This window comes from Nocardioides sp. CFH 31398 (assembly GCF_022436705.1).
Lineage (GTDB): Bacteria > Actinomycetota > Actinomycetes > Propionibacteriales > Nocardioidaceae > Nocardioides.
Genome location: NZ_JAKUHT010000012.1, coordinates 251,416 through 274,779, shown reverse-complemented (window position 1 = coordinate 274,779; position 23,364 = coordinate 251,416). Strand labels below are relative to the sequence as shown.

Genomic DNA, 23,364 nt, shown 5'->3' with positions numbered 1-23,364 from the left:
GAGGAGGATCCGTCGCATGGCGCTACGGTCCCTCCCGGCCTCCCGTGCCGTCAACCGAGTGTGACAGCCGTCTCGGATGTCGGGACGGACGTCTCGGATGTCGGTCAGGCGCCGCGGCGTCCCTCGGTGGAGCACACGCAGGCACGGTTGCCCTGGGCGTCGGCGAGGACCCAGAACGACGGCGCCTCCGAGTCGTCGACGAGCGTGCCGCCGGCCGCGAGGACGGCGTCGACCCGTGCCCTCGCCTCGTCGCGGTGGACCCACACGTCGAGGTGCCAGCGCTGCCGCGGGGTCTCGTGCTCCTCGGCGTCCTGGAACCAGATCGTCGGGTAGGAACCGGCCGGGTCGACGACCTCCCGGTCGTCCGCGCTGCCACCCAGCAGGGCCGCCAGGAACGGCTGGACCTCCTGCCCGGCCCAGGTGTCGAGGCCTAGCTCGACCAGGGTGACGGCCGCCGGGTCGGCAGACACGCCCGCCTCGTCGGCGTACCCGCTGATGCGGTGGGCCAGGTCGAGGTCGCGGCTGGTGATGCCGCCGACGTCGTGGCTGGACAGGCTCACCGTCACCGTCGGGTAGGTGAGGACGACGTCCGGGTGGTGGTCGGCCTCCTCGGCCGCCGCGCCGATGCGGTCGACGAGGGCGAGGCCGGTCGCGAAGTCACCGGTCGCGAACACCGCGCGGATCCTCCCCGGCACGTGCGCCCAGCCGGGCGGGGCGGCCTCGGCCACCTCGTCGGCACCCAGGGTCCGCCTCGGGTCGCTCTGCTCGCTCATCCGTGCTCCTTCGAGTCGGGGACCATCAGTCGGGCGAAGTCGCCCGGGGCCCAGGCGACCTCCCAGCGGTAGCCGTCGGGGTCGGCGAAGTAGCCGGAGTAGCCGCCCCACTCGCGGTCGGACGCCGTCTCGACCGGGTCGGCGCCGGCGGCGCGGGCGTCGTCCAGGACGTCGTCCACCGTCGCGCGGTCGCGGCAGTTGTGGGCCAGGGTGATCGGCGCGAGGCCGGCTCCGCGCCGTACGGGACCGACCTCGGCCTCGAACGACGTCTCCTCCCACAGCGACAGCAGGACGCGGTCGGCGACGGTGAACATCAGGACGTCCTGCTCGTCGACGGTCGCCTCCCACCCGAGCCCGTCGACGTAGAACGCCCGCGATCGCGCACGGTCGGCCACCGCGAGGGTCACCAGGCTGAGTCGCTGCTCCATGCCTGCCACCCAACCACCGCTAGCCGACGGCGGGGAAGGCCGACTGAACGGTGAGGGGGTGGCGCTGGTGGCCGTGCTCGTCGAAGGTGGACGGGGCGAGCCAGGCCTCGTGGGCGGCGCGGACGACGGGCCACTCGCGGTCGAGCATCGCGAACCAGGCGGTGTCGCGGTTCAGGCCCTTGACCACCCTGTGCTGGCGGAAGACGCCCTCGGCGGTGAATCCGAGGCGGACGGCGGCGCGCTTGGAGGGCTCGTTGAGGTCGTCGCACTTCCACTCGACGCGGCGGTAGCCGGCGTCGAAGGCCTGCCGCAGCAGCAGGCTGACCGTCTCGGTCGCGGCGGCGGTGCGCTGCAGCGTGGGACCGAAGACCACCCACCCCACCTCGGCGCAGCCGTGGGCCGGGTCCTGGCGCATCCAGCTGACCCTCCCGGCCACCGCTCCCCCGCCGGGTCGGACCACGAAGGTCTCCAGGCCGGGGTCCGCGAGCTGCTCCTCCACGAGGGCACGCATCGTCGCGACGTCCCCCGGCGCCTCGACGGGCAGGAACCGCCACGACGTGCCGGAGTCGCCGATCGCCACCTGGAGCGCCTCGGCGTGGTCGACGGCGAGCGGCTCCAGGACGACGTGGGTCCCCTCGAGGCGGGTCGCGGTCAGCGTCGCGGGCGGCGTCCAGTCGAGCACGGGCCGACCCTAGGCCCGCCCGGCCTCAGCGCCCCAACGACTTCCGCCACCCCGTGAACGACTGCACCGGCGCGGGCCGGGGCCGCACCAGCCACGGCCACGGGTGGGTCTCGACGACGTCGAGCCGCGCGGCCCGTTTCGCCCACCCCGGCACCGGCGCGTACGTCGCGGCGAGGGGCGTGCCGGACAGCTCCTCGACGACGTCGCCCCGACGCACCTCGAGCGCCCGCGTCGCAGCGAGCTCGCCGAGCGTCTCCGCGAGGAACACCAGCCGCTTGCCGGACAGCCGCAGTCGGCGCAGCAGCGGCTCGTCGTACACGAAGACCGCGGGACGCTCCGGGTCGGCGGCGAGCGCCGGGTCGCGCTCCGACAGCGACTCGGCGGTCAGCCAGACCGTCTCCGCCCCACCGGCGCCCTCGACCTCGGCGGGCCCGGCCGGGATGTCGCCCTTGCGGAGGTCGGGGCCGTCGACGGACGGCCCGGTCTCCGCCTCGGGCCAGCCCTGCACCGGGCAGTCCTTCCGCAGGGCGCACCGCTTGCACAGCTGCGGCGCGCGCTTCTCGACCTGCCAGCGGCTGAACCCGTACGGCTTGCCCGACCCGGTGCCGATCGTCCACTGCCAGCCGAGCCGGTTCGCGGCGCGGGAGCCGTCGACGAGGTGGGCGAACATCGCGTCCTCGCCGTCCCGCCAGGTCGCGCCCGCCCGGACGGCCCACTGCGAGGCCAGCCACATCCGGGTCTGGTTGACGACCCACCCGTCCTCGTGGAGCTCGCCGACGACGGCCTCCATGCAGGCCATGCGCTCGGGCCACGGCTCGTCCCAGGCGGGCGGTCGCGGCTGCTCGCGGCGCAGGCTGCGCCCGAGGTCGGGTCCGACGCGGGCGTAGAGGTGTCGGGCGTACTCCTGCCACATCAGCTCGTCGCGGTACTTCGCGCGGTCGCGGCCGGGCGCGTCGGCGACGGCGTCCCACACCTCGCCGAGACTCAGCAGCCCGTGCCGGATGTACGGCGACATGCGGCTCGCGCCGCGCCGTGACACCGGCAGGACGGTCGAGCGGGTGCGGGCGTAGTTGCCGACGTCGAGGGTCGCCAGCGCCGTGTCGGCGGCCGACTGCCCGCCCCGGAAGGCCCCCGAGCGGACCCCGTCGGGGCCCTCCAGGGTCAGGTCGCCGAGGTGCTCGGCGACCCACGCCTCGACGTCGGCGACCTCGGCGCCGTCGGCGACGGACGGGGGGCTGGGGAGGACGGGCATGTCAGCAGGTGCCCGAACGCCCCTCGCGAGGCACCCCCGGACGCCGACCCGTCGTCACGGGCCCGGGCGCAGCAGCGCCGCGACCTCCTCGAGACCGCGCCGCACCTCGTCGTACGACGTCGACAGCGGGGACAGCCCGATCCGGAGCCCGCCGGGGTCGCGGTAGTCCGGGATCACGTCGCGCTTCCACAGCGCCGCCACGACCTCGCGCATCCGCGGGTGCACCAGCGTCACGTGGCCGCCGCGCTGCGCGGCGTCGCGCGGCGAGGCGAGGGTGACCCCGAGGGGCAGAAGCAGCTCGTCGGCCAGCTCGATCGCGTACGACGTCAGGCCGACCGACTTCGCCCGCACGGCCGGCATCCCTACGGCCGCGACCAGCGCGAGCATGTCGCGCATCGGCTGCATCGCGAGCACCGGCGGGGTCCCCGACAGCAACCGGCGGACGCCGGGGTCCGGGGTGTGCCCGGGGCCCATGGCGAAGGGGTCGGCGTGGCCCATCCACCCCGACACGGGCTGGTCGAGCTCGGTCAGGTGGCGCTGCGCGACGTACCCGAAGGCCGGCGAGCCCGGCCCGCCGTTGAGGTACTTGTAGGTGCACCCGACGGCCAGGTCGACGTCCCACGCGTCGAGCTCGACGGGCACCGAGCCGACCGAGTGCGACAGGTCCCACAGCACCAGCGCCCCGGCCTCGTGCGCGAGGGCGGTGATGCCCGGCACGTCCGCGACGTACGCCGACCGGTAGGCGACGTGGCTGGCCAGCACGACCGCGGTGCGGGGGCCGACGACGGACGCCGCCTGCTCGAGGGTGAGGCCCAGCGCGGGGTCGGTCTCGACCCAGCGCAGGTGCAGCCCGCACTCGCGGGCGACGGCCTCCGCGACGTACCGGTCGGTCGGGAAGTTGTCGGTGTCGAGGACGATCTCGGGCCGGTCCGGGCGCGCGGCGACGGCGGCGCGCAGCAGCTTGTAGAGGACGACGGTCGTCGAGTCCGCGACCACGACCTGTCCGGGGGCGGCGCCCAGGCACACCAGCCCGAGCTCGTCGCCGACGACGAGCGGCAGCTCCATCCACTGCTCGTCCCAGCCGCGGATCAGCCGGCCGCCCCACTCGTGCTCGACGAACACCCCCATCCGGTCGGCGGTCACGGCCAGGGGTCGCCCCAGCGAGTTGCCGTCGAAGTAGGTCAGCGACGACGACGCACCCACGAACCGGTCGCGGTAGGCGGCCAGCGGGTCGTCGTGGTCGAGCGCCTCGGCCCGCGCCGCCGCGCCCGAGGACTGGCCGGTCGCACCGCCGGTGGAGGTCGTCATGGGGAAGTCCTACCCGAGAGGGGTGACGGCCGTCTCCCCGGGCGCGGCCGGCAGGCCGATCGTCGTGACGAACGGTCGGTGGTCGGAGGACGATGTGGGGGCGAGCACCCGGGGCGCCTCGAGGTGCGTCGCGGCCGCGTCGACGAGCGCCCCGTCGATGAGCCGGGACCGGACGTGGCCCTCGCGCTCGTCGTCGAACGTCCCGGGCCCGTCGTACGACGCCGGCCAGGCGGGGACCAGCCCGGAGCCGGCCCAGGCCTCCCGCAGCAGGGTGCGCGCCCAGGGCCGCTTGGCGTCGACGTTCCAGTCGGCGACGACCAGACGCACGTCCGGGTCGTGGCGCCTGGTCATCGTGTCGACCTGCTCGCGGTAGCCGGCGAGCGCGTCGCCGTACGCCGCCAGCCGGCTGGCGAGCTCCGGGGCCCGGTCGAGACCGGTGCCGTCCGCCCGCTCCACCAGTGACGGCAGGTGCGCGACGGTGACCAGCAGGACGACGCCCGTGTCGCGCCGCTCCAGGACGGCGGCCGTCGCGTTCGGCGTGATCCCGCGGGCGGCGCCCTCCTTCACCGGGTAGGTGCGCTCCGACAGGGGCAGCGAGGCGCGGGCACGCTCGACCCACACCGCGTCACGCCACCGGACGCTGGCGTCGGCGCGGCGTCCCGGACGGGGCCCACGGCCCTCGAACCAGGCCGTCGACCACCCCGGCGCCCGCAGCGCCGCCTGCCGGACCCCGCCGCCCGACTCGGTCATGGTGAGCAGGTCGACGGACCGCTGCCAGCCGCCCACGTCCGCGGCGACCACCGGGGGCGCCGTCGTCCACGCCGAGCTGGAGTGGAGGTGGCGCAGGCGCAGCGACCCCGGGGGTGGCGGTTCGGGCCCCTCGCCCACGACCGGGGCGGCGGCGGCCGGCGGGGCCGCGGCCGGGGGCCCGAGGAGCGAGAGGCCGAGGAGCAGGCAGGACAGGACGACGTGAACCCGAGACGTCACGTGCCGCGACGCTAGGAAGGGGTCTCGACGGGCGGATGACCCGCTCGTGAACGGACCTGGGACTGCGGTGGACGAGTACGGATAGCGTGCCGACGTGCGACGCATCCTCGGTCTCGCGGGTCCGCCCGGCGCCGGCAAGACGACGTACGCCGTGGCGTGGGCGCGCGACCTGGGTGCGGCCTACCTGCCGATGGACGGCTTCCACCTGGCCGACGTCGCCCTCGACTCCCTCGGGCTGCGCGACCGCAAGGGAGCACCGGAGACGTTCGACGCCGCGGGGTACGCCGCACTGCTGCGCCGGCTGCGGGAGCGCCCCGACGAGACGGTGTGGGCGCCCGCGTTCGAGCGCGACCTGGAGCAGCCGCTGGCCGGTGCGATCCGGATCGGCCCCGAGGTCGACGTCGTGGTCACCGAGGGCAACTACCTCCTGCTCGACGACCCACCGTGGCGCGCCGTCCGGGAGGCCCTCGACGAGTGCGCCTACCTCGACGTCGACGACGCCGTACGGACCGAGCGGTTGGTGGCTCGCCACGTCGAGTTCGGCAAGTCGACGGCGGAGGCCGAGGCGTGGGTCGCGGCGGTCGACGAGCCCAACGCGCGGCTGGTCGCGGCGTCGCGCGGTCGGGCCGACCGGGTGGTCAGCGCCGCCGTTCGGTGAGACCTGACGAAGAAGCGGTCACCCGGCCCCCTCCCCCCGCCCCGGGCGGCGAGGCGTCCGGAGGATGGCCTCCGGCCGGGCGGGACCGACACCCGCCTGACCTGCGAGGACACGGCGTCGCGGACACCCGGTGTCGGCAGAGATCCACCAGTGGGCGGCACCGTTACACCACAACCTGCCGAAACCCGGGCCGTCCCGGGCGGTGGGGAGTCGCCCGGTCACGGCCGTCTCTGCCAGGGTCGTGGACCGCGGGCGGCCCTCCGGGGCCCTCCACCTCACCCTCGGGCCGATCCCCCCACGGCCCGAGCGCGGTGGAGGGTCTCGGGGGCCGCCAGCCAGGGCAGCACCGCGAGCAGGCTGATCAGCGCGGTGGCGCCGAAGGCCCAGCCGAAGCCGAGCCGGTCGGCAACGACGCCGACCAGGATCGGGCCGAGGATGGCGCCGGAGTCCTGCGCCATCTGGAACACCCCGAGCACCGGGCCCCCGCCGCGGGCGGTGCCGACGACGTCCGCGACGGTGGCCTGCTGGCCGGGGTTCACCAGTCCGGCCCCGAGCCCGGAGACCGCCGACAGCACGAGCAGCACGAGCAGGTCGCCCGACAGCCCGATGGCGCCGAGCCCGGCGGCGGTGACGACCAGCCCGGTGAGCACGAGGGGGCGGCGTCCGACGCGGTCGGCGACCCGGCCCGCGACCTGCAGCGCGGCGGCGGTGCCCGCCGCGGCGAGGGCCAGCGAGACGCCCGCGACCCAGGTGGCGTCGTGGACGGCGACCGCGAACTGCGGCAGCACGGCTGCCCGGACGCCGAAGTTGCACCAGCCGTTCGCGAACGCCGACGCGAGCGCCGCCCGGTAGGCCGCGTCGCCCAGCGCCTCACGCACCTTCATCGGCGGCGGGGGCGGTCCGTCCTCGCTGGGCCGCAGGGAGGCGCTCGAGAGCCGCAGGCCGACCACCGAGGCGGCCACGAGCAGCGCGACGGCGTACACGACGAACGGGACGCGCAGCCCGAACCCGGCCAGCGCCCCTCCCACGACCGGGCCGAGCATGCCGCCGAGCAGGAACGACGAGGCGTACGCCGAGCTCACCCGGCCACGGATCGTCGGCGGCGCCAACCGCACCAGCAGCGCCATCGCCGAGACCGTGAACATGGTGGAGCCGATGCCCCCGACCCCGCGCAGCACCAGCAGCTGGACGTAGGACTGTGCGAACGCCGTCGCCAGCGAGGACGCCGCGACGACGAGCAGGCCGGTCAGGTAGACGGGCCGCTCCCCCAGCCGTGAGACCAGCGCGCCGCCGGCGGGGGCGAAGACGAGCCGGAAGAAGGCGAACGCCGACACCACGGTCGACGCGGCGGCGACGCCGACGTCGAAGCTCCGGGCGTACGCCGGCAGCACCGGCGAGACCAGGCCGTAGCCGATCGCGATGACGAAGGCCGAGGCGACGAGCACCTTGATCTCGGCCGGGATGGGCAGACGCGTGTCGTCAGCCCCGCCCTTCGCGCCCGCTGGTCGCGTGGACCGGCCGGCCCAGGGCCGCTTCAGCTCGTCACGGCGCCGTGCGCCGCCGACTGCACGACCTGCCGGTACTTGCCCAGGACCCCACGGGTGTACTTCGGCGGCTTCGGCGCCCAGCCCTCGGCACGGGCCTCGAGCTCCTCGGCCGACACGTCGACGTCGAGGCGCTTGTTGGCGACGTCCAGCGTGATCCGGTCGCCGTCGCGCAGGAACGCGATCGGGCCGGCGTCCACCGCCTCGGGGGCGACGTGGCCGACGCAGAGCCCGGTCGTGCCGCCGGAGAAGCGGCCGTCGGTCATGAGCAGGACGTCCTTGCCGAGGCCCGCGCCCTTGATCGCACCGGTGATGGCGAGCATCTCGCGCATGCCGGGGCCGCCCTTGGGGCCCTCGTAGCGGATGACGACGACGTCGCCGGCGACGATCTGGCCCTCGGTGAGGGCGTCCATCGCGGCGCGCTCGCCGTCGAAGACGCGAGCGGTGCCGGTGAAGACGGACTCGTCGAACCCGGCCGACTTCACCACGGCGCCCTCGGGCGCGAGCGTGCCCTGGAGGATCGTCAGGCCGCCGGTCGCGTGGATCGGGGTGTCCAGGGCGCGGACGATGGTCCCGTCGAGCTCGGGGACCTCGACGTCCGCGAGGTTCTCGGCGAGCGTCCTGCCGGTCACGGTCAGGGCGTCGCCGTGCATGAGGCCGGCGTCCAGCAGCGCCTTCATGAGCACGGGGATGCCGCCGACGCGGTCGAAGTCGGTCCAGACGTACTTGCCGAACGGCTTCATGTCGGCGAGGTGCGGGACCTTGTCGCCGATGCGGGTGAAGTCGTCGAGGGTGAGGTCGACCTCGGCCTCGCGGGCGATGGCCAGCAGGTGCAGGACGGCGTTGGTCGAGCCGCCGATCGCCATCGCGACGGCGACGGCGTTCTCCAGCGACTTCTTGGTGATGACCTGCCGCGCGGTGATGCCCTTGCGGAGCATGTTGACGACGGCCTCGCCGGAGCGGTGGGCGATCTTGTCGCGGCGGCGGTCCACGGCCGGCGGGGACGCCGAGCCGGGCAGCGCCATGCCGAGCGCCTCCGCGACGGCGGCCATGGTGTTCGCGGTGTACGCGCCGCCGCAGGCACCCTCACCGGGGCAGATGGCGCGCTCGACCTTGTCGACCTGCTCGCGGCTGATCTTGCCGGCCAGGCACGCGCCGACGGCCTCGAAGGCGTCGATGATCGTCACGTCCTCGCCGTCCACCTTGCCGGGCAGGATCGTGCCGGCGTACAGGAACACGGAGGCCAGGTCGAGGCGTGCGGCGGCCATGAGCATGCCGGGCAGGGACTTGTCGCAGCCCGCCAGCAGCACCGAGCCGTCGAGGCGCTCGGCCATCATGACCGTCTCGACGGAGTCGGCGATGACCTCGCGGGAGACCAGCGAGAAGTGCATGCCCTCGTGGCCCATGGAGATGCCGTCGGAGACCGAGATGGTGCCGAACTCCATGGGGAAGCCGCCGGCGGCGTGCACGCCGCTCTTCACGGCCTGCGCGAGCCGCTGCAGCGAGAGGTTGCAGGGCGTGATCTCGTTCCACGACGACGCGACGCCGATCTGGGGCTTCTCCCAGTCGTCGTCGCCCATGCCGACGGCCCGCAGCATGCCGCGGGCGGCGGCCCGCTCCAGGCCGTCCGTGACGTCGCGGGAGCGGGGCTTGACGTCGATCTCGTTCGTGGCGTCCTGAGGGGTCTCGGCCATGCCTCGCACGATATCCCCGCCGCCGCGGCGGGTCGCACGCGCGATCGCCGCATGAACACCGATCGCGTGGGAACGGTGTCGCGGGCGAGCAGCGATCCCCCGCGATCGGTGGTCACCCGGGCCAGTTCGGGGTCCCGGCCACGTGACGACCGACGCACGCCTACCCTCGTTGCCCGTGGACTGGTCGCGGTACGACGCCGCTCTCTTCGACCTCGACGGCGTGGTGACGCCGACCGCCGAGGTGCACATGCGGGCCTGGGCCGAGATGTTCTCGGACTTCCTCTCCTCCTGGGACGGCGCGGGCGACACCAGCGCCTACACCGACCAGGACTACTTCGACCACGTCGACGGCAAGCCCCGCTTCGACGGCGTGCGCGACTTCCTGACCTCCCGCGGCATCGAGCTGCCCGAGGGCGCCGACGACGCACCGGCCGACGAGGTCAGCGTGAAGGGCCTCGGGAACCGCAAGAACGACGCCTTCAACGCCGTCCTGGAGCGCGACGGCGTGACGGCGTACCCCGGTTCGGTGGCGCTGCTGGACCACCTCCGCGACCTCGGGATGCCGCTGGCGGTCGTGTCCAGCTCGGCCAACGCCCCCGCCGTCCTCACGGCCGCGGGGCTGCTCGACCGGTTCGCCACGGTCGTCGACGGGCGGGTCGCCAAGGAGCTCGGGCTGGCCGGCAAGCCCGCACCCGACACGTTCCACCACGCCGCGCAGGTGCTCGAGGCGCCCGACGCGAGGGCCGTCGTCCTCGAGGACGCCACCTCCGGGGTCCGCGCCGGGCGCGCCGGCGACTTCGGCCTGGTCGTCGGCGTCGACCGCGGCGCCGGCGCGGAGGCGCTGCGCGCCGCGGGGGCCGACGTCGTGGTCTCCGACCTCGCGGAGCTCGTCGGCGCGGGTGACGAGGGGGCCGGCTCGTGATCCTGCCCGACATCACCGAGGACTCGATGGACCGCTCGCGGTTCCCGGTCGACGAGTGGGCGCTCCGCGAGACCGCTCACCGCCCCCAGGACCTCGGGACCACCGAGACCCTCTTCGCCGTCGGCAACGGCTACCTGGGCATGCGCGGCAACCCCGAGGAGGGGCGCGACGCCGTCCAGCACGGCACGTTCATCAACGGCTTCCACGAGACGTGGGAGATCCACCACGCCGAGCAGGCGTTCGGCTTCGCGCGCACCGGCCAGACGCTGGTCAACGTCCCCGACGCGAAGGTCATGAAGATCTACGTCGACGACGAGCCGCTGATCCTGGGCACCGCCGACCTCGAGTCCTACGAGCGCACCCTCGACTTCGCCGCCGGCGTGCTGCGCCGCAGCCTGGTCTGGCGCACCCCCGCCGGCAAGCGCGTCAAGGTCGACTCGACCCGCATGGTGTCGATGACGGAGCGCCACCTCGCCGTCCTCGAGCTCGAGGTGACGATGCTCGAGGGGGACGCCCCGATCGTCGTCTCCTCGCAGGTGCTGAACCGCCAGGACGGCGAGGACGAGTACCACGTCGCCGACGCCGCCATGGGCGAGAGCCGCGACCCCCGCAAGGCGGGCCGCTTCTCCGGCCGGGTGCTCGTGCCGCAGGAGCACCACGCGGACACCGACCGGATCTTCCTCGGCTACCGGTGCCGCAACTCGGCGATGACGCTGGCCGTCTGCGCCCACCACGACCTCGAGACGACCGACGAGGTCGAGCGGGTCGTGCGCAGCGAGGACGACCTCGGCAAGATCGCCTTCCGCATCGACGCCCACGAGGGCGTGACCACGAAGCTGACCAAGATGGTCACCTACCACACCTCGCGCGGGGTGCCGGTGCGCGAGCTGTCCGACCGCTGCGACCGCACGCTCGACCGCGCGGTGCGGCACGGCGCGGCGGCGTACAAGGAGGACCAGCGGCGCTGGTTCGACCACTTCTGGACGTCCTCGGACGTCGTCGTGGAGGGCCAGCCGGCGCTGCAGCAGGCCGTCCGCTTCAACCTGTTCCACCTCGCCCAGGCCGCGGCGCGCTCGGACCAGCAGGGCGTGCCCGCGAAGGGTGTCACCGGCAACGGCTACGAGGGCCACTACTTCTGGGACACCGAGGTCTACGTCGTCCCGTTCCTCGTCTACACGATGCCCGAGATCGCCCGGAACTGCCTGCACTTCCGCTCGCGCATGCTTCCGGCCGCCCGCGACCGCGCCCACGAGCTGGCGCAGGTGGGTGCGCTCTACCCGTGGCGCACCATCAACGGCGAGGAGGCCTCGGCGTACTACGCGGCCGGCACGGCCCAGGTCCACATCGACGCGGACGTCGCCTACGCGCTCAGCAAGTACGTCGACGCGACCGGTGACACCGGGTTCCTGATGCGCGACGGCGTCGACATCCTCGTCGAGACCGCCCGGTTGTACGCCGACCTCGGGTTCTGGCGCCACCCGGTCAACGGCGACGCGGAGAAGTACGGCCACGGCCCGACCTTCCACATCCACGGCGTCACCGGGCCCGACGAGTACACGACGGTCGTCAACAACAACCTCTTCACCAACGTCATGGCGCGGTTCAACCTCGAGCGCGCCGTCCGGGCGGTCGACGAGGTCCGCGACGCCGACCCGGTCGAGCACGAGCGGATGATGAAGCGGCTGGGCCTGCGGTGCGAGGAGGTCCAGGAGTGGCGCGAGGCCGCCGAGGCCATGTGCATCCCGTACGACGGCAACCTGGGCATCCACCCGCAGGACGAGCACTTCCTCGACCGCGAGGTCTGGGACCTCTCGCGCACGCCCGCCGAGCTCCGGCCGCTGCTGCTGCACTACCACCCGCTGGTGATCTACCGGTTCCAGGTGCTGAAGCAGGCGGACGTCGTCCTCGCGCTGTTCCTGCAGGGCGACCGCTTCACCGCCGAGGAGAAGCGCGCCGACTTCGAGTACTACGACCCGATCACCACGGGCGACTCCACGCTGTCGGCGGTGGTGCAGTCGGTGATGGCGGCCGAGGTGGGCTACCACCAGCAGTCGCTGTCGTACTTCCGCAAGGCGCTGTACGTCGACCTGCTCGACCTGCACCACAACGTCGTCGACGGCATGCACGTCGCGTCGGCGGGCGGCGTCTGGAGCGCGCTGGTCTCCGGCTTCGGCGGCATGCGCGACCACGGGGGCGAGCTGAGCTTCGACCCGCGCCTGCCCGTCGACTGGCCGGCCCTGACCTTCCCGCTGCTCTGGCACGGCAACCGGCTGCGGGTGCGGGTGACGCAGGACGCGATCACGTTCGTCGGTGAGTCCGGCGACGGCACCGTGACCGTCGACGTCCGCGGCACGTCGTACGACGTGGGGCCGGGTGAGACCGTCGAGGTCCCGCTCGAGCACCAGGGCCCTCGGATCGACGGCATGCTCGGTGACCGCCCGCTCATCGGCGGCCGTCGTGCGGACGGCTCGCGCATCACCGCGGGCGTCCCGTCGCCGTCGTACCCGATGGACGAGGCGGAGCACGCCGACCACCTGGTCTGACGTCCTCGCTCCAGGACGATCTGTGCGAGATCCGGCCCGGATCTCGCACAGATCGTCCTGAGCCGTCTCGTAGCAGCGCGGAGACCTACTGCGCCGGCGTCGGCGGGATGGCCCGCGCGGAGCTGGCCGTCGCGCCCGCGACGGCGACGATGACGCAGGCCACGGCGGCCCACTGCACGGGCGCGAGGACCTCCCCCAGCACGAGGATCGCGGCGAGCGCGGCGACAGCGGGCTCGAGGCTCATGAGGATCCCGAAGGTGGACGACGGCAGGGTGCGGAGCGCTATCAGCTCGCACGAGTACGGCAGCACCGAGCTCATCAGCCCCACCACGAGCCCGATGAGCAGGATGCGCGGGTCGAGCAGCGCCCCGTCGTGGTCGGCGAGCACGAACGGCGTCAGCGGCAGCACCGCCACCAGGCTCGCCACGGCGAGACCCTCGACGCCCTCCCAGCGGGCACCGGTGCGTTGCGAGAGCAGGATGTACGTCGCCCACGCGGCGCCGGCGAGCAGCGCGTAGGCGACACCGAGAGGGTCGAGGTCGGCACGCTCGACGCCGAGCAGGACGACGCCGAGCCCGGCGAGACCGACCCACAGCAGGTCCCGCGCCCGCCGCGAGCCGAACAGCGCGACACCGAGGGGCCCGACGAACTCGATCGTCACCGCGATGCCCAGCGGGATGCGGGCGAACGACTGGTAGATGGCCCAGTTCATCAGCCCCAGCGTCAGCCCGAAGGCGACGACGGTGAGCAGGTCGTCGCGCGAGCGGCCACGCAGGGTGGGCCGGGCGACGGCGAGCAGGACGAGGGTGCTCGTGGCCAGCCGCAGCCACACCATCGTCGTCGGCGAGACCTCGTCGAACAGGTCCTTGGCGAACGCCGCGCCGACCTGCACCGACAGCACGCCGACCAGCACGAGCAGGACGGCGCGGTTCACGGCGGCACGCTACGAGGGGTGGAAGGTCATGGTTCACACGGGTGTCACATCACGTTGACGGGGAGCACAGGTTCGCGGGGTTAGGGTGAGCCGAACCCCCCCCCGCCACACCACCTCGGAGCACCCCATGCCTCACGTCCCCTCCTGGCGGACCACCCTCGGTGACGCCGTCTCGCGGTGGGCCGTGGAGTCGCAGCAGGGCGCCCGCCGCAACGCGATGGTCGCCTCGACGGCCCTCGCCGCGCGTCGCAAGGAGCGGGCCGACGTCGACGACTTCCTCGCCGAGCGGGGCGACGCCGTGGCCCTCGAGCACGTCGAGCACCACGAGGTGCGCGGCGCTCTCTGAGACCCACCCCGACCGGGTGGTCGGGCTGGGGCACAATCCCGGCCATGGTGGGGACCCCGGCCGAGCACGCACCTGATCCCGACGACCCGCTGATCGGCGGTGCGCCCGAGCCGGCGACGCTGACCTTCCGGGACGTCACGAGTGCCGACGGCACCCGTCTGCGGGCCTGGAGCAACGAGGGCATCGCGGGTCCCGACGCGCCGACCGTGCTGCTGTGCAACGGTCTCGGCACCAACCCCTACACCTGGCCGGCGCTGCTGCGCGAGGGCTGCGGCGTCCGCGTCGTGTCCTGGTACCACCGCGGCACCGGCGGCTCCGAGCGACCACGGCGCCGTCGCGACGTGACGATCGACGACTTCGTCGAGGACGCCCTCGCGGTGATGGCGGACGCCGGCCTCGACCGGGTGCCGGTCATGGGGTGGTCCATGGGCGTCAACACCGCCTTCGAGCTCGCCGTCCGCCACCCGGAGCGGGTTGCCGGGCTGTTCGCGGTCGCCGGGGTGCCCGGCTCGACGTTCGCGAGCATGCTGGGGCCGACGCGCCTCCCCCGTCCGGTGGCGCACGCGCTGACCGTGAACGCCGCCCGCGTGCTCAAGTACGCCGGCCCCGCGATCACCCCGGTCGCCCAGCGGCTGCGGATGGGCCGCCTCGGCGTACGGGTGCTGACGCACTCCGGCTTCATGTTCCCGACGCCGGACCCCGAGGGCACGGGGCGCGCCGTCCGCGACTTCCTGACGACGCCGGTCGACTGGTACGGCCACGTGGCGCTCGCGACGTCCCGGCACCGACGGGTGCCGCTCGGGACGATCAGGGTGCCGACCGCCTTCGTGGCCGGGCGCTGGGACGTCCTCGCGGGTGCCCGCGACATGGCCTCGGCCGCGGCGCGGATCCCCGGGGCGACGTACACCGAGGTGCCGGCGACGCACTTCGTCCAGATGGAGCACCCCGACGAGGTCCACGCCCTGCTGTTGGACTTCCTTGCCACAGTGGAGGAATGAGGCCCTCCCGGACCCTTCCCGCCGTCGTCCTCGCCGGGCTGCTCGGCTCGACTGCCCTCGTGGCCTGCGGCTCGGAGGACGTCGACACCGGCAGCGAGCCCACGGTGACGGCCGAGTCGTCGCCCGAGGACGACGAGTCGTCGCCCGAGGCGGACTCCGGGAGCGAGTCGCCGGAGGCCCGTCGGGTCGGACCGATGGAGGTCACCGGGACCGTCACCGACGACCTGCAGGCCCCGTGGGGCCTCGACTTCCTGCCGAACGGGGACGCCGTCCTCACCGAGCGGGACACCCGCCGCGTGCTGCGCATCGACCCCGAGTCGGGCGAGCAGACCGAGCTGGGCGTCGTCGAGCCCGCCACCCCAAACGGCGAGGGCGGGCTGCTGGGCGTGGCGGTCTCCCCCGACTTCGCCTCGGACCGGACGCTGTTCCTCTACTACACGACCGGCGAGGACAACCGCCTCGCGCGGGCCACGCTGGAGGGCGACACCCTGGGCGAGCCGGAAGTGATCCTCGACGGCATCCCGCTCAACACGTACCACGACGGCGGCCGCCTCGCCTTCGGCCCGGACGGCATGCTCTACGTCTCGACCGGGGACGCCGGGAACCCCGACCTCTCCCAGGACCCCGAGTCGCTCGCCGGGAAGGTGCTCCGGATGACGCCGGACGGCGAGGTGCCCCGCGACAACCCGACCCGCGGCTCCCTGGTCTACACGCTGGGCCACCGCAACGTGCAGGGCCTGGCGTTCGACGACTCCGACCGGCTGTGGGCCTCGGAGTTCGGCGACCAGACCTTCGACGAGCTCAACCGGCTCGAGCCCGGTGGCAACTTCGGGTGGCCGGTCAACGAGGGCCAGGGCGACGTCCAGGGCGGCGAGCTGATCAACCCCCAGGTCGTGTGGAGCACCGACGACGCCTCCCCCTCGGGCCTGGCGTACGCCGACGGCATGTTCTTCGTCGCCGCCCTCCAGGGCGAGCGCGTCTGGCGCGTCCCGCTCGAGGGCTCCCGCGCGGGCGAGCCGCAGGACTTCTTCACCGGCGAGTACGGCCGCATCCGCGAGATCAAGCCCGCCCCCGACGGCGACCTGTGGGTCATCACCAACAACACCGACACCCGCGGCGAGCCCCGCGAGGGCGACGACCGCATCCTGCGGGTGACGACGGGCGTCGAGTAGGCGGCCCACGGTGGCCGCGCGGTGACCGAGCGCCGGCGAAGCAGCGCGTCGGGACCTCCTCGGGTCCCTGGCCGCGGCGGCCGTCAGCCCGGGGTGACCGTCGCGCGCCGGGCGGCGCGGCGCAGGGTCGTGAGGATGGCGGGGCCGAGCAGGACGATGCAGAGCGACGTGGTGACCGCGCGGCCGGTGTCGAAGCTCGTGGTCGACGTCAGCAGCGTGTAGACGCCGAACCGGCGGAGGTTGTCGAGGACCGGGTCCCCCGGGACGAAGGCGAGGCCCTCCGAGACGCCGGGGAGGTCGATGCCGAGCAGGAACGGCCAGCCCGACAGGTTCATGAAGAGCCCGTACAGGTACGCCGCGACGACGGCGTACGCCACGAGCAGCACGACCTCCGCCCTACCCGCGACGCGCCGTGGCAGCAGCCCGGCGCCGAGGCCGACCCAGGCGGCGCAGAGCATCTGGAACGGCAGCCACGGCCCGACGCCCGCGGTCAGCAGGGCCGACGCGAACAGCGACGTGCAGCCGAGGACGAACCCGAACCCGGGTCCGAACACCCGCCCGCCCAGGATCAGCAGGAAGAAGACCAGCTCGACGCCGGCGGTCCCGGCGCCCATCCCCCGCAGCACGGCGTTGACCGCGGTGAGGACACCGAGGACGGCGAGGACCCGGGAGTCCATGCCGCCCTCCGACAGCTCCGCCAGGACGACGGCGAGCACGACGGGCAGGAGCGCGAGGAAGAGGAACGGCGGGTCGAGGCGGTCGGTGCCCTCGGCCGGCACGAGCAGCAGCGGCCAAGTCAGCATCGCCAGGCCGGCCAAGGACGCGATGCCCATGACGAGCGCGGAGCGCGGCGACACCCGGACGGCGGTCGCGAGCCCGGTCCCGACGGGCGGGGCGCTCATCGGCCCGCTCCGGCGAGGGCGGCGGCGACCTCGTCGACGTGCAGCCACCCCGGGCCGAGGACCTTGCTGACCTGCGGCGCGAAGGACGGCGACTCCGCGACCACCCGGCGTACCGGGCCGTCGGAGACGACCTCGCCGTCCGCGAGGACGACGACCGCGTCGGCGACCGTCGCGACGAACTCGACGTCGTGGGTGGCGACCAGGACGGCGCGCCCGGCAGCCGCCTGGTCGGCGACGGTGCGGGCGAGCACCCGCTTGGCGGCGTAGTCGAGGCCGCGGGTCGGCTCGTCGAGCAGCAGCAGGTCGGGGCCGGCGGTCAGGACGATCGCCAGGACGAGCGCGAGCCGCTGCCCCTCGGACAGGTCGCGGGGGTGCTGGGCGTGGTCGACCCCGGTCACCATCGCGTCGAGCAGGCCCGCACAGGTCCCGGCGGGAGCGTCGGCGCCGCCGTCGGCCGCGTCGCACTCCTCGGCGACGGTCTCGAGGTAGAGCAGGTCCGCTGCGGTCTGCGGCACCAGCCCCACGCGGCGCCAGCGGTCGGAGCCAGGGAGGTCGGCGGGGTCCACCGCTCCCCCGGCGGAGCCGTCGGCGACCCGCACCGACCCACCGTGCCGGGTGCCGGGGGCGGCGCCCTGCAGGGCCCACAGCAGCGTCGACTTGCCGGCGCCGTTGCGACCCATCAGGGCGGTGACGCGTCCGGCGGGGAGCGTCACGGAGACGTCGCGCAGGACCACCCGTGGCCCGCGGGCCAGGGTGAGCCCCCGCACCTCGGCGACCGGCGGGCCGGGCTCGGGCTCGGGGGCGTCGGGCGGGGCGAGGCCCAGGTCGCGGGCCCGTCGGCGGGCCTCGCGGACCGTCAGCGGCAGCGGGTCCCAGCCGGCGAGCCGCCCGAGCTCGACGATCGGCGGAGCCGGCTGGTCGGCGTCCGCCACGGCCAGCACGTCGGCGGGGCGGCCCTCCCGGACCGCTCCTCCCCCGGCGAGCAGGACCATCCGGTCGGCGAACGGGACGACGCGCTCGAGCCGGTGCTCGGCGAGGACGACGCCCAGCCCGACGTCGTGCACCAGCCGGGTCAGCGTCGCCAGGACCTCCTCCGCGGCCGTGGGGTCGAGGGCCGACGTGGGCTCGTCCAGCACGAGGTAGCGCGGGTGCATCGCCAGCACCGAGCCGATGGCCACGCGCTGCTGCTGCCCGCCGGACAGCGTGCGCAGGTCGCGGTCGCGCAGCTCGGCGATGCCGAGCAGGTCGAGGGTCTCCTCGACGCGGCGCCGCATCGTGGCGGGCTCGAGGCCGAGCTGCTCCATGCCGTAGGCGAGCTCCTCCTCGACGGTGTCGGTGACGAAGCCGGCCGCCGGGTCCTGGCCCACGTACCCGACGAGCCCGGTCCGCTCGCGCGGCGGGGTGGCGGTGATGTCGGTGCCGTCGGCGAGGACGTTGCCCGTGAGCGCGCCCCCGGAGAACCGGGGCACCAGCCCGGACAGCACGCCGAGCAGGGTGGACTTGCCGACACCGGTGCGGCCGGCGACGAGGACGAGGTCACCCTCCTCCAGCGTCAGGTCCACCCCGTCGAGGACGCGTCGGGTGGTGTCGTCCGGCCCGGCGTACGTCAGCGAGACGTTGCGGAGCTCGATCACGCGGCGACCTCCTCGCGGTCGCGGACGACGAAGGCCGCCGGCGGGCCGCTGGTGGCGAGCACCGGTGGGGGCGCGGCCACGGCCGCGACGAGACCGAGCAGACCGGCGGCGAGTGCGGCCACGGAGACCTGCGGGACGGACAGCAGGGCCGGGTAGGCGATGACCGGTTCGTGGGTGGCGACCCAGTAGGCCACGACCGCCGCACCGACACCGGAGGCGACGACGACGATCTCGGCGCCCCGCCAGCGGTCCGGGCGGTAGCGGGTGCGGACGACGGACCGCCCGGCGCTGACCATGCCGAGCACGGCCACGCCGAGGCCGCCGAGCAGCATCGGCAGGGCGAGCCAGCGGGGAGCGGTGAGGTCGAGGACGCCGTACGTGCCGACCGCGACGCCGAGCAGGCCCGCGACCATGAGGACGCCGGTCCGCACCCGCTGGCGCCGCGGGACGTCGCCGGCGCGACCGTAGCCACGGACGTCCATGCCCGCCGCGAGGCTGAGGGAGCGCTCGAGGGCGTCCTCGAGGATTGGCACGAGGAAGCGCCGCAACGACCGCACGCGACCCCTCGGTCCGGGGCGCAGTCGCTGTGCGGCGCGGACCCGGCGGGCGGAGTCGGCGAGCTGCGGCACGACCGTGACGGCGACGACGAGGACCGTGCCGATCTCGTAGAGCGCGGGCGGCAGCGACTTCAGCAGCCGCTTCGGGTTCGCCAGCGCGTTGGCCGCGCCGACGCAGAGGACGAGGGTGGCGAGCCGCAGCCCGTCGTACAGGCCGCCGAGGACGTTCTCGGCGGTGACCGGGCCCAGCAGGCGGATGCCGAGCACGATGTCGGGCAGCGGGACCTCCGGCAGCGTGAACAGCACGGTGCCGCCGTACCCGCCCCCGAGCAGCACCCGGAGCACCACCCGCAGCACGACGATGAGCACGGCGAGCCAGACGTAGATGCGGAAGGCCCGCGACCACGGGTGGTCGCCGCGGCGCAGCGTCACCGTGATCGCGGCGACCGCGATCACGGTGAGCAGGAGCAGCGGGTTGAGGGTGAGCGACGCGACCGCCGCGAGCCCGAGGGCCCACAGCCACCAGGCCACGGGGTGCAGGTCCCGCGGCAGTCGCGTCGTCATCGATCCATCCTGCGCCTCAGGCGTGGCCACCTGTACGGCGCCGCCACACGACGGCCCCGACGCCGCCCGCGGCCAGGACGACGAGCACCGCGATCGGCACCCAGACGGGCAGCCCGGCCGGGTCCTCCTCGGACGCGGACGACACCTGCTCGGTGTCGCCGTTCTCGTCGGTCAGCGGCGAGTCGACGGACTCCCCGCCGCCCTCGCGGGCACCGTCGCGGTCGCGGCGGTCCTTCCTCGCGCCGGCGCGGTCCTTGCCCTTCGCCGCGGTGCCCTTCGCGCCCTTGCCGGCCCTGTCCTTCTTCCCGGCCTGGCCGCCGGTGGAGTCACCGCCGTCGGCCGTCGGGTCCTCCGAGGCGTCCTCCGAGGCGCTGGGGTCGGCCTCGGGCGCGTCCGAGGGCGCGCTCGACGACGGCCCGTCCCCGGGCGAGCCCGCCCCACCGGAGCCGCCGCCGGTGGTGCCGCCGCCGGTGCCGCCACCGTTCGCACCGCCGGTGCTCGGCGGCGCCTGCGGCTCAGGCCTGGATGCCGATGCCGACGGCGCTTGCTTGGTCCAGGACCACGCCACGAACCCGCCGGAGCCCACGGACAGCAGGTCGACGCCCTCCTGTGAGTACGTCCACCTGCCGTTGCCATCGGACCACCACAGGCTCCAGTAGGCACCGTTCGAGACGCGGCTGCACGCCTCCGGCCCCGGCTTGTTCTGGACGCGACACACGAAGCCCTGCTCGCCGGTCACGTCCTGCATGCGGACGCCGGCGCGCTGGAAGAGGCCCCGCGCCGAACCCCCGCTCCCGGCCACGCAGGCCTGGGAGACGCCGCCGCCCAGGCCGTTGAAGTCGACCACGACGGTCACGCCGTCCGTACCGGTGCAGGCGTCTGCGTGCGCCGGCACGGCACCGAGGAACGGGACCGTCGGGGCCACGACCGGCGCAGCCAGGCTCACCCCGAGGGCGAGCCCGGCCGCCGCGAGAAGCCGGCCGAACGTCCTCATCGGACGCGGAAGGCGTTGTTGCCGTTGCGCGCGCCGGGGAACTGACCCTTCGCCACCAGCGGCGCACGGCCCTTCTCGCCGAAGACCTTGAACGTCGTCCGGAAGGTCCCCTGCTGGGAGGCAGTACCTGCGCCGACCTGCCGGTTCCGGAACTCGACGCTCACCTTCTCCTTGGGGGCCAGGCCCCGCACCGTGACCGTCTGCTTCGCCCCGCGCGCCACGACGTCCTTCCGGGCGATCGTGAGGTTCTTGGCGCCCAGCGCGCGCACCGTCACCGAGCCACCGACGCCGGCGAGGCGGTACGTGCGGTTCGCCGTGCCGCCGGGTACGTCGAGGGAGACCTTGCCCGAACCGACCACCATGGCGCCGCCACCGCCACCGACGACACAGTCCTTCTGACCCGCGGCGAGTCCACGGACGCGCAGCTGCGTCGGTCGACCTGCCTTGACGAAGCGGCCGGAGGTCGCCCGCTCCAGCGTGCCCGACTCGGATCGCGCCGGGAGGGACCTCAGCACGGGGAGCGCCTGCGCGGTGGCAGTACGCCACTGGTCGTCCTTGGCGGGGAGATCGATGCCGGTGACCACGTCGCGGTCGAACTGCGCTCGACCGAGGGCGATCGCACCGACGTCGTCGGGAACGAGCGCGCCCTCGCACTGGGCGAATCCAGCGACCTGCACGGCCGCGACCCGGACTGCGGCTCGCTGGGCCGCTCCATCGGCCCCGACGGTGGCGAGCGCCCACCCGGCGAGGCCGGTGCTGTTGGTGTTGTCGCCGCCGATCGCGCCGTTCGGCGTCTGCTGGCTGCGCAGCCAGTCGGCAGCCTGGTCGATGACTGCCTGCGCGTCGGAGCCGGCAGGGGGCCGAGTCGCGGACAGGTTCAGCACGGCGAAGGCGGTGGTGTCGATGCTCGGCTCATCCGTGCCGTCGTCACACGAACGCCCGGCCCCGGACCCGAACCCCTCCGGGAAGTAACCGTCGTCGCACTGCTGGGTCAGGAGGAACTCCTCGGCCCTCCCTGCGGCCTGGCTCCCCGCCTCCGCCAGGCCGCGGACGGCCCACGTCTGGCTGATGACGTTGGCGAAGTCGTCGTTGTTGCCCGTCTCGTCGCCGTCGGCGATGCGGCCGCTGGGCCTGACGAGATCCTCCATCTGCTGCTGGAGGTCCACGCCACCGACGTCGGTGGTGTCGAGACCGCGGGACTCCGCGAAGGCGAGCAGCTTCCCGGTCGCGCCCGCGCTGGTACCGGCGAACCGCTCACCGCCGAACTCGTAGTCGAACGTCGTGTACTCCTCGACGTTCTCGGGCGTCGTGAGCGAACCCGTGGTCTCGGCGAGCTGCGCCGCGAAGTCACCCCCCTCGAACTCGGCCAGGGACAGGGCGGCGTCGATGGTCAGGCCGTACTGGACGGACTGGAACTCGGCGTTCTCGAGCAGGCCGTCGGCGTTCAGCTGGCCGACCAGCCACTCCCCGCCGGCCACGGCGGCGGCGGAGTCGTTCTCGGGTGCGGCCGAGGCCGGGGCGGCCGGGGCGACGAGCAGGGTGCCGGCGGCGAGGCCGAGCCCGGCGAGCAGGGCGGCGCTACGGCGCCCGGGACGAGGGGTCATGACGGTTCCTCCACGCTGCGACAGCAGAGGACCTCAGCTCCCCTGCTGCTTTCCGCGACAGCGACGGGTAAGACGCCCCGCCGTGGGCATCCCGGCTCGCCCCCGCCGTGCTTCGCGGGGACCTACGGTTGCGGGTCAGCGCCGGACTTCGACCGGCTTCCCCCGCGACGGGCGTGGATGGTGTGCTCCCGGCCGGGAGCGGTCGGAGCGTAACACCGAGCGAGAGGACCACTCCCGCCACTGAGGTGTGGCTCGTACCACGCTCGTACGACGCTCAGTCGGCCCCCACGCGTGCGTCCGGGCCGACTCGGCGCCCCCGGGCGTGCGTCCGGGCCGACTCGGCACCCCCCAGGGGTGCGTCCGGGCCGACTCGGCGCCCCCCAGGGGTGCGTTCGGGCCGACTCGCGTTCAGGCGGGCCGGTCCTCCTCGTCCATGAGCTGCAGCAGCACGTCGGGGGTCAGCCCGGGCTCGCGGTCCGGGGCGCCGGCCGGCTCCTGCAGCACGTCGTTCAGTTCGGGCACGGCCGCGGCCTCCTCGGGCGTCAGCTCCTTGAAGGCCATGGTCCAGGTGGAGAAGGTGCGGCGCATGGTCGTCTCCCGCCAGACCTCGATCACCTCGGTGTGGCGGGCGTCGGAGACGATCCGGTCGTAGAGCGCGCTCACCGCCGCCTGCGGCCCCTCGATGGTCTGCACGAACGTCCCGGCCGAGTAGACGAGGATCCCCGTGATGCCGAGCGCGGCGTTGCTCGCACGAGCCTGGCCGACGAGGTGCGCCAGGGCGTCGGGGGTCAGCGCGGAGGACGCCGCGCTCAGGTAGGTGATGGACAGCACCAGGGGCCTTCTTTCGCCGGGTCGGAGTGCGGGTACC

21 protein-coding genes and 1 riboswitch are annotated in these 23,364 nt (G+C 74.2%); of the genes, 6 read left to right on the top strand and 15 right to left on the bottom strand.

The genetic code is table 11. The features are described 5' to 3' along the window. Window positions 1-104: 104 nt before the first annotated feature. The 6 genes from MJ876_RS12330 to MJ876_RS12305 are packed head-to-tail and all read right to left on the bottom strand — an operon-like array spanning window position 105 to window position 5,430. Window positions 105-773 (bottom strand): 4a-hydroxytetrahydrobiopterin dehydratase, encoded by a 669-nt coding sequence (locus MJ876_RS12330; protein ID WP_240236580.1) that lies wholly within the window; start codon window positions 771-773, stop codon window positions 105-107. Next, window positions 770-1,201, bottom strand: a complete 432-nt coding sequence (locus MJ876_RS12325; protein WP_240236579.1) for a VOC family protein — start codon at window positions 1,199-1,201, stop codon at window positions 770-772. The genes MJ876_RS12330 and MJ876_RS12325 overlap by 4 nt, the downstream gene beginning before the upstream one ends. Window positions 1,202-1,220: 19 nt before the next feature. After that, window positions 1,221-1,883: a GNAT family N-acetyltransferase gene (locus MJ876_RS12320; protein WP_240236578.1), complete on the bottom strand. Its 663-nt coding sequence runs from the start codon at window positions 1,881-1,883 to the stop codon at window positions 1,221-1,223. Window positions 1,884-1,908: 25 nt separating this feature from the next. Further along, on the bottom strand, window positions 1,909-3,135 hold the full coding sequence (locus MJ876_RS12315) for an FAD-binding domain-containing protein (protein WP_240236577.1): 1,227 nt from the start codon (window positions 3,133-3,135) through the stop codon (window positions 1,909-1,911). A 54-nt stretch (window positions 3,136-3,189) separates the two neighbouring features. After that, a complete protein-coding gene (kynU, locus tag MJ876_RS12310) occupies window positions 3,190-4,443 on the bottom strand; it encodes a kynureninase (RefSeq protein WP_240236576.1) in 1,254 nt (417 codons plus the stop codon). Window positions 4,444-4,452: 9 nt separating this feature from the next. Then, entirely contained in the window at window positions 4,453-5,430 is a 978-nt protein-coding gene (locus tag MJ876_RS12305; RefSeq protein ID WP_240236575.1) for a hypothetical protein, read from the bottom strand. Window positions 5,431-5,524: 94 nt separating this feature from the next. Between MJ876_RS12305 and MJ876_RS12300 the strand changes: the two genes are divergently transcribed. Further along, window positions 5,525-6,088: a nucleoside/nucleotide kinase family protein gene (locus MJ876_RS12300; RefSeq protein ID WP_240236574.1), complete on the top strand. Its 564-nt coding sequence runs from the start codon at window positions 5,525-5,527 to the stop codon at window positions 6,086-6,088. Window positions 6,089-6,363: 275 nt separating this feature from the next. On the opposite strand, the gene MJ876_RS12295 is transcribed toward MJ876_RS12300, so the two are convergent. Then, on the bottom strand, window positions 6,364-7,533 hold the full coding sequence (locus tag MJ876_RS12295; RefSeq protein ID WP_240236573.1) for an MFS transporter: 1,170 nt from the start codon (window positions 7,531-7,533) through the stop codon (window positions 6,364-6,366). Window positions 7,534-7,622: 89 nt separating this feature from the next. Beyond that, window positions 7,623-9,326 (bottom strand): dihydroxy-acid dehydratase, encoded by a 1,704-nt coding sequence (gene ilvD / locus MJ876_RS12290; protein WP_240236572.1) that lies wholly within the window; start codon window positions 9,324-9,326, stop codon window positions 7,623-7,625. 175 nt (window positions 9,327-9,501) lie between these two features. On the opposite strand from ilvD, the gene MJ876_RS12285 reads away from it, so the two are divergent. Together MJ876_RS12285 and MJ876_RS12280 are read left to right on the top strand one after the other, a co-directional pair. After that, window positions 9,502-10,248 (top strand): HAD family phosphatase, encoded by a 747-nt coding sequence (locus MJ876_RS12285; protein ID WP_240236571.1) that lies wholly within the window; start codon window positions 9,502-9,504, stop codon window positions 10,246-10,248. A 26-nt stretch (window positions 10,249-10,274) separates the two neighbouring features. Continuing rightward, window positions 10,275-12,791 (top strand): glycoside hydrolase family 65 protein, encoded by a 2,517-nt coding sequence (locus MJ876_RS12280; RefSeq protein ID WP_240236654.1) that lies wholly within the window; start codon window positions 10,275-10,277, stop codon window positions 12,789-12,791. Window positions 12,792-12,876: 85 nt separating this feature from the next. Here MJ876_RS12280 and MJ876_RS12275 read toward each other — a convergent pair whose 3' ends face one another. Then, entirely contained in the window at window positions 12,877-13,725 is an 849-nt protein-coding gene (locus MJ876_RS12275; RefSeq protein WP_240236570.1) for a DMT family transporter, read from the bottom strand. A 127-nt stretch (window positions 13,726-13,852) separates the two neighbouring features. On the opposite strand from MJ876_RS12275, the gene MJ876_RS12270 reads away from it, so the two are divergent. The 3 genes from MJ876_RS12270 to MJ876_RS12260 are packed head-to-tail and all read left to right on the top strand — an operon-like array spanning window position 13,853 to window position 16,241. After that, window positions 13,853-14,071, top strand: a complete 219-nt coding sequence (locus tag MJ876_RS12270; protein ID WP_240236569.1) for a hypothetical protein — start codon at window positions 13,853-13,855, stop codon at window positions 14,069-14,071. A 44-nt stretch (window positions 14,072-14,115) separates the two neighbouring features. After that, complete coding sequence (locus MJ876_RS12265; protein ID WP_240236568.1) at window positions 14,116-15,069, top strand: alpha/beta fold hydrolase; 954 nt, start codon at window positions 14,116-14,118, stop codon at window positions 15,067-15,069. Beyond that, on the top strand, window positions 15,066-16,241 hold the full coding sequence (locus MJ876_RS12260; RefSeq protein WP_240236567.1) for a sorbosone dehydrogenase family protein: 1,176 nt from the start codon (window positions 15,066-15,068) through the stop codon (window positions 16,239-16,241). The genes MJ876_RS12265 and MJ876_RS12260 overlap by 4 nt, the downstream gene beginning before the upstream one ends. A gap of 83 nt (window positions 16,242-16,324) precedes the next feature. On the opposite strand, the gene MJ876_RS12255 is transcribed toward MJ876_RS12260, so the two are convergent. The 6 genes from MJ876_RS12255 to MJ876_RS12230 form a co-directional block, all read right to left on the bottom strand. After that, entirely contained in the window at window positions 16,325-17,143 is an 819-nt protein-coding gene (locus tag MJ876_RS12255) for an ECF transporter S component (RefSeq protein ID WP_240236566.1), read from the bottom strand. After that, window positions 17,140-18,777: an ABC transporter ATP-binding protein gene (locus MJ876_RS12250; protein WP_240236565.1), complete on the bottom strand. Its 1,638-nt coding sequence runs from the start codon at window positions 18,775-18,777 to the stop codon at window positions 17,140-17,142. Before MJ876_RS12250 ends, MJ876_RS12255 begins: the two co-directional genes overlap by 4 nt. Continuing rightward, complete coding sequence (locus tag MJ876_RS12245; protein ID WP_240236564.1) at window positions 18,774-19,898, bottom strand: energy-coupling factor transporter transmembrane component T; 1,125 nt, start codon at window positions 19,896-19,898, stop codon at window positions 18,774-18,776. The genes MJ876_RS12250 and MJ876_RS12245 overlap by 4 nt, the downstream gene beginning before the upstream one ends. Before the next feature lie 16 nt (window positions 19,899-19,914). Then, on the bottom strand, window positions 19,915-20,892 hold the full coding sequence (locus MJ876_RS12240; RefSeq protein ID WP_240236563.1) for a hypothetical protein: 978 nt from the start codon (window positions 20,890-20,892) through the stop codon (window positions 19,915-19,917). Beyond that, a complete protein-coding gene (locus MJ876_RS12235; protein ID WP_240236562.1) occupies window positions 20,889-22,496 on the bottom strand; it encodes a prenyltransferase/squalene oxidase repeat-containing protein in 1,608 nt (535 codons plus the stop codon). The genes MJ876_RS12240 and MJ876_RS12235 overlap by 4 nt, the downstream gene beginning before the upstream one ends. 84 nt (window positions 22,497-22,580) lie before the next feature. Then, window positions 22,581-22,659: riboswitch (cobalamin riboswitch) on the bottom strand. Window positions 22,660-22,904: 245 nt separating this feature from the next. Then, on the bottom strand, window positions 22,905-23,327 hold the full coding sequence (locus MJ876_RS12230) for a BLUF domain-containing protein (protein ID WP_240236561.1): 423 nt from the start codon (window positions 23,325-23,327) through the stop codon (window positions 22,905-22,907). Window positions 23,328-23,364: the final 37 nt, after the last annotated feature.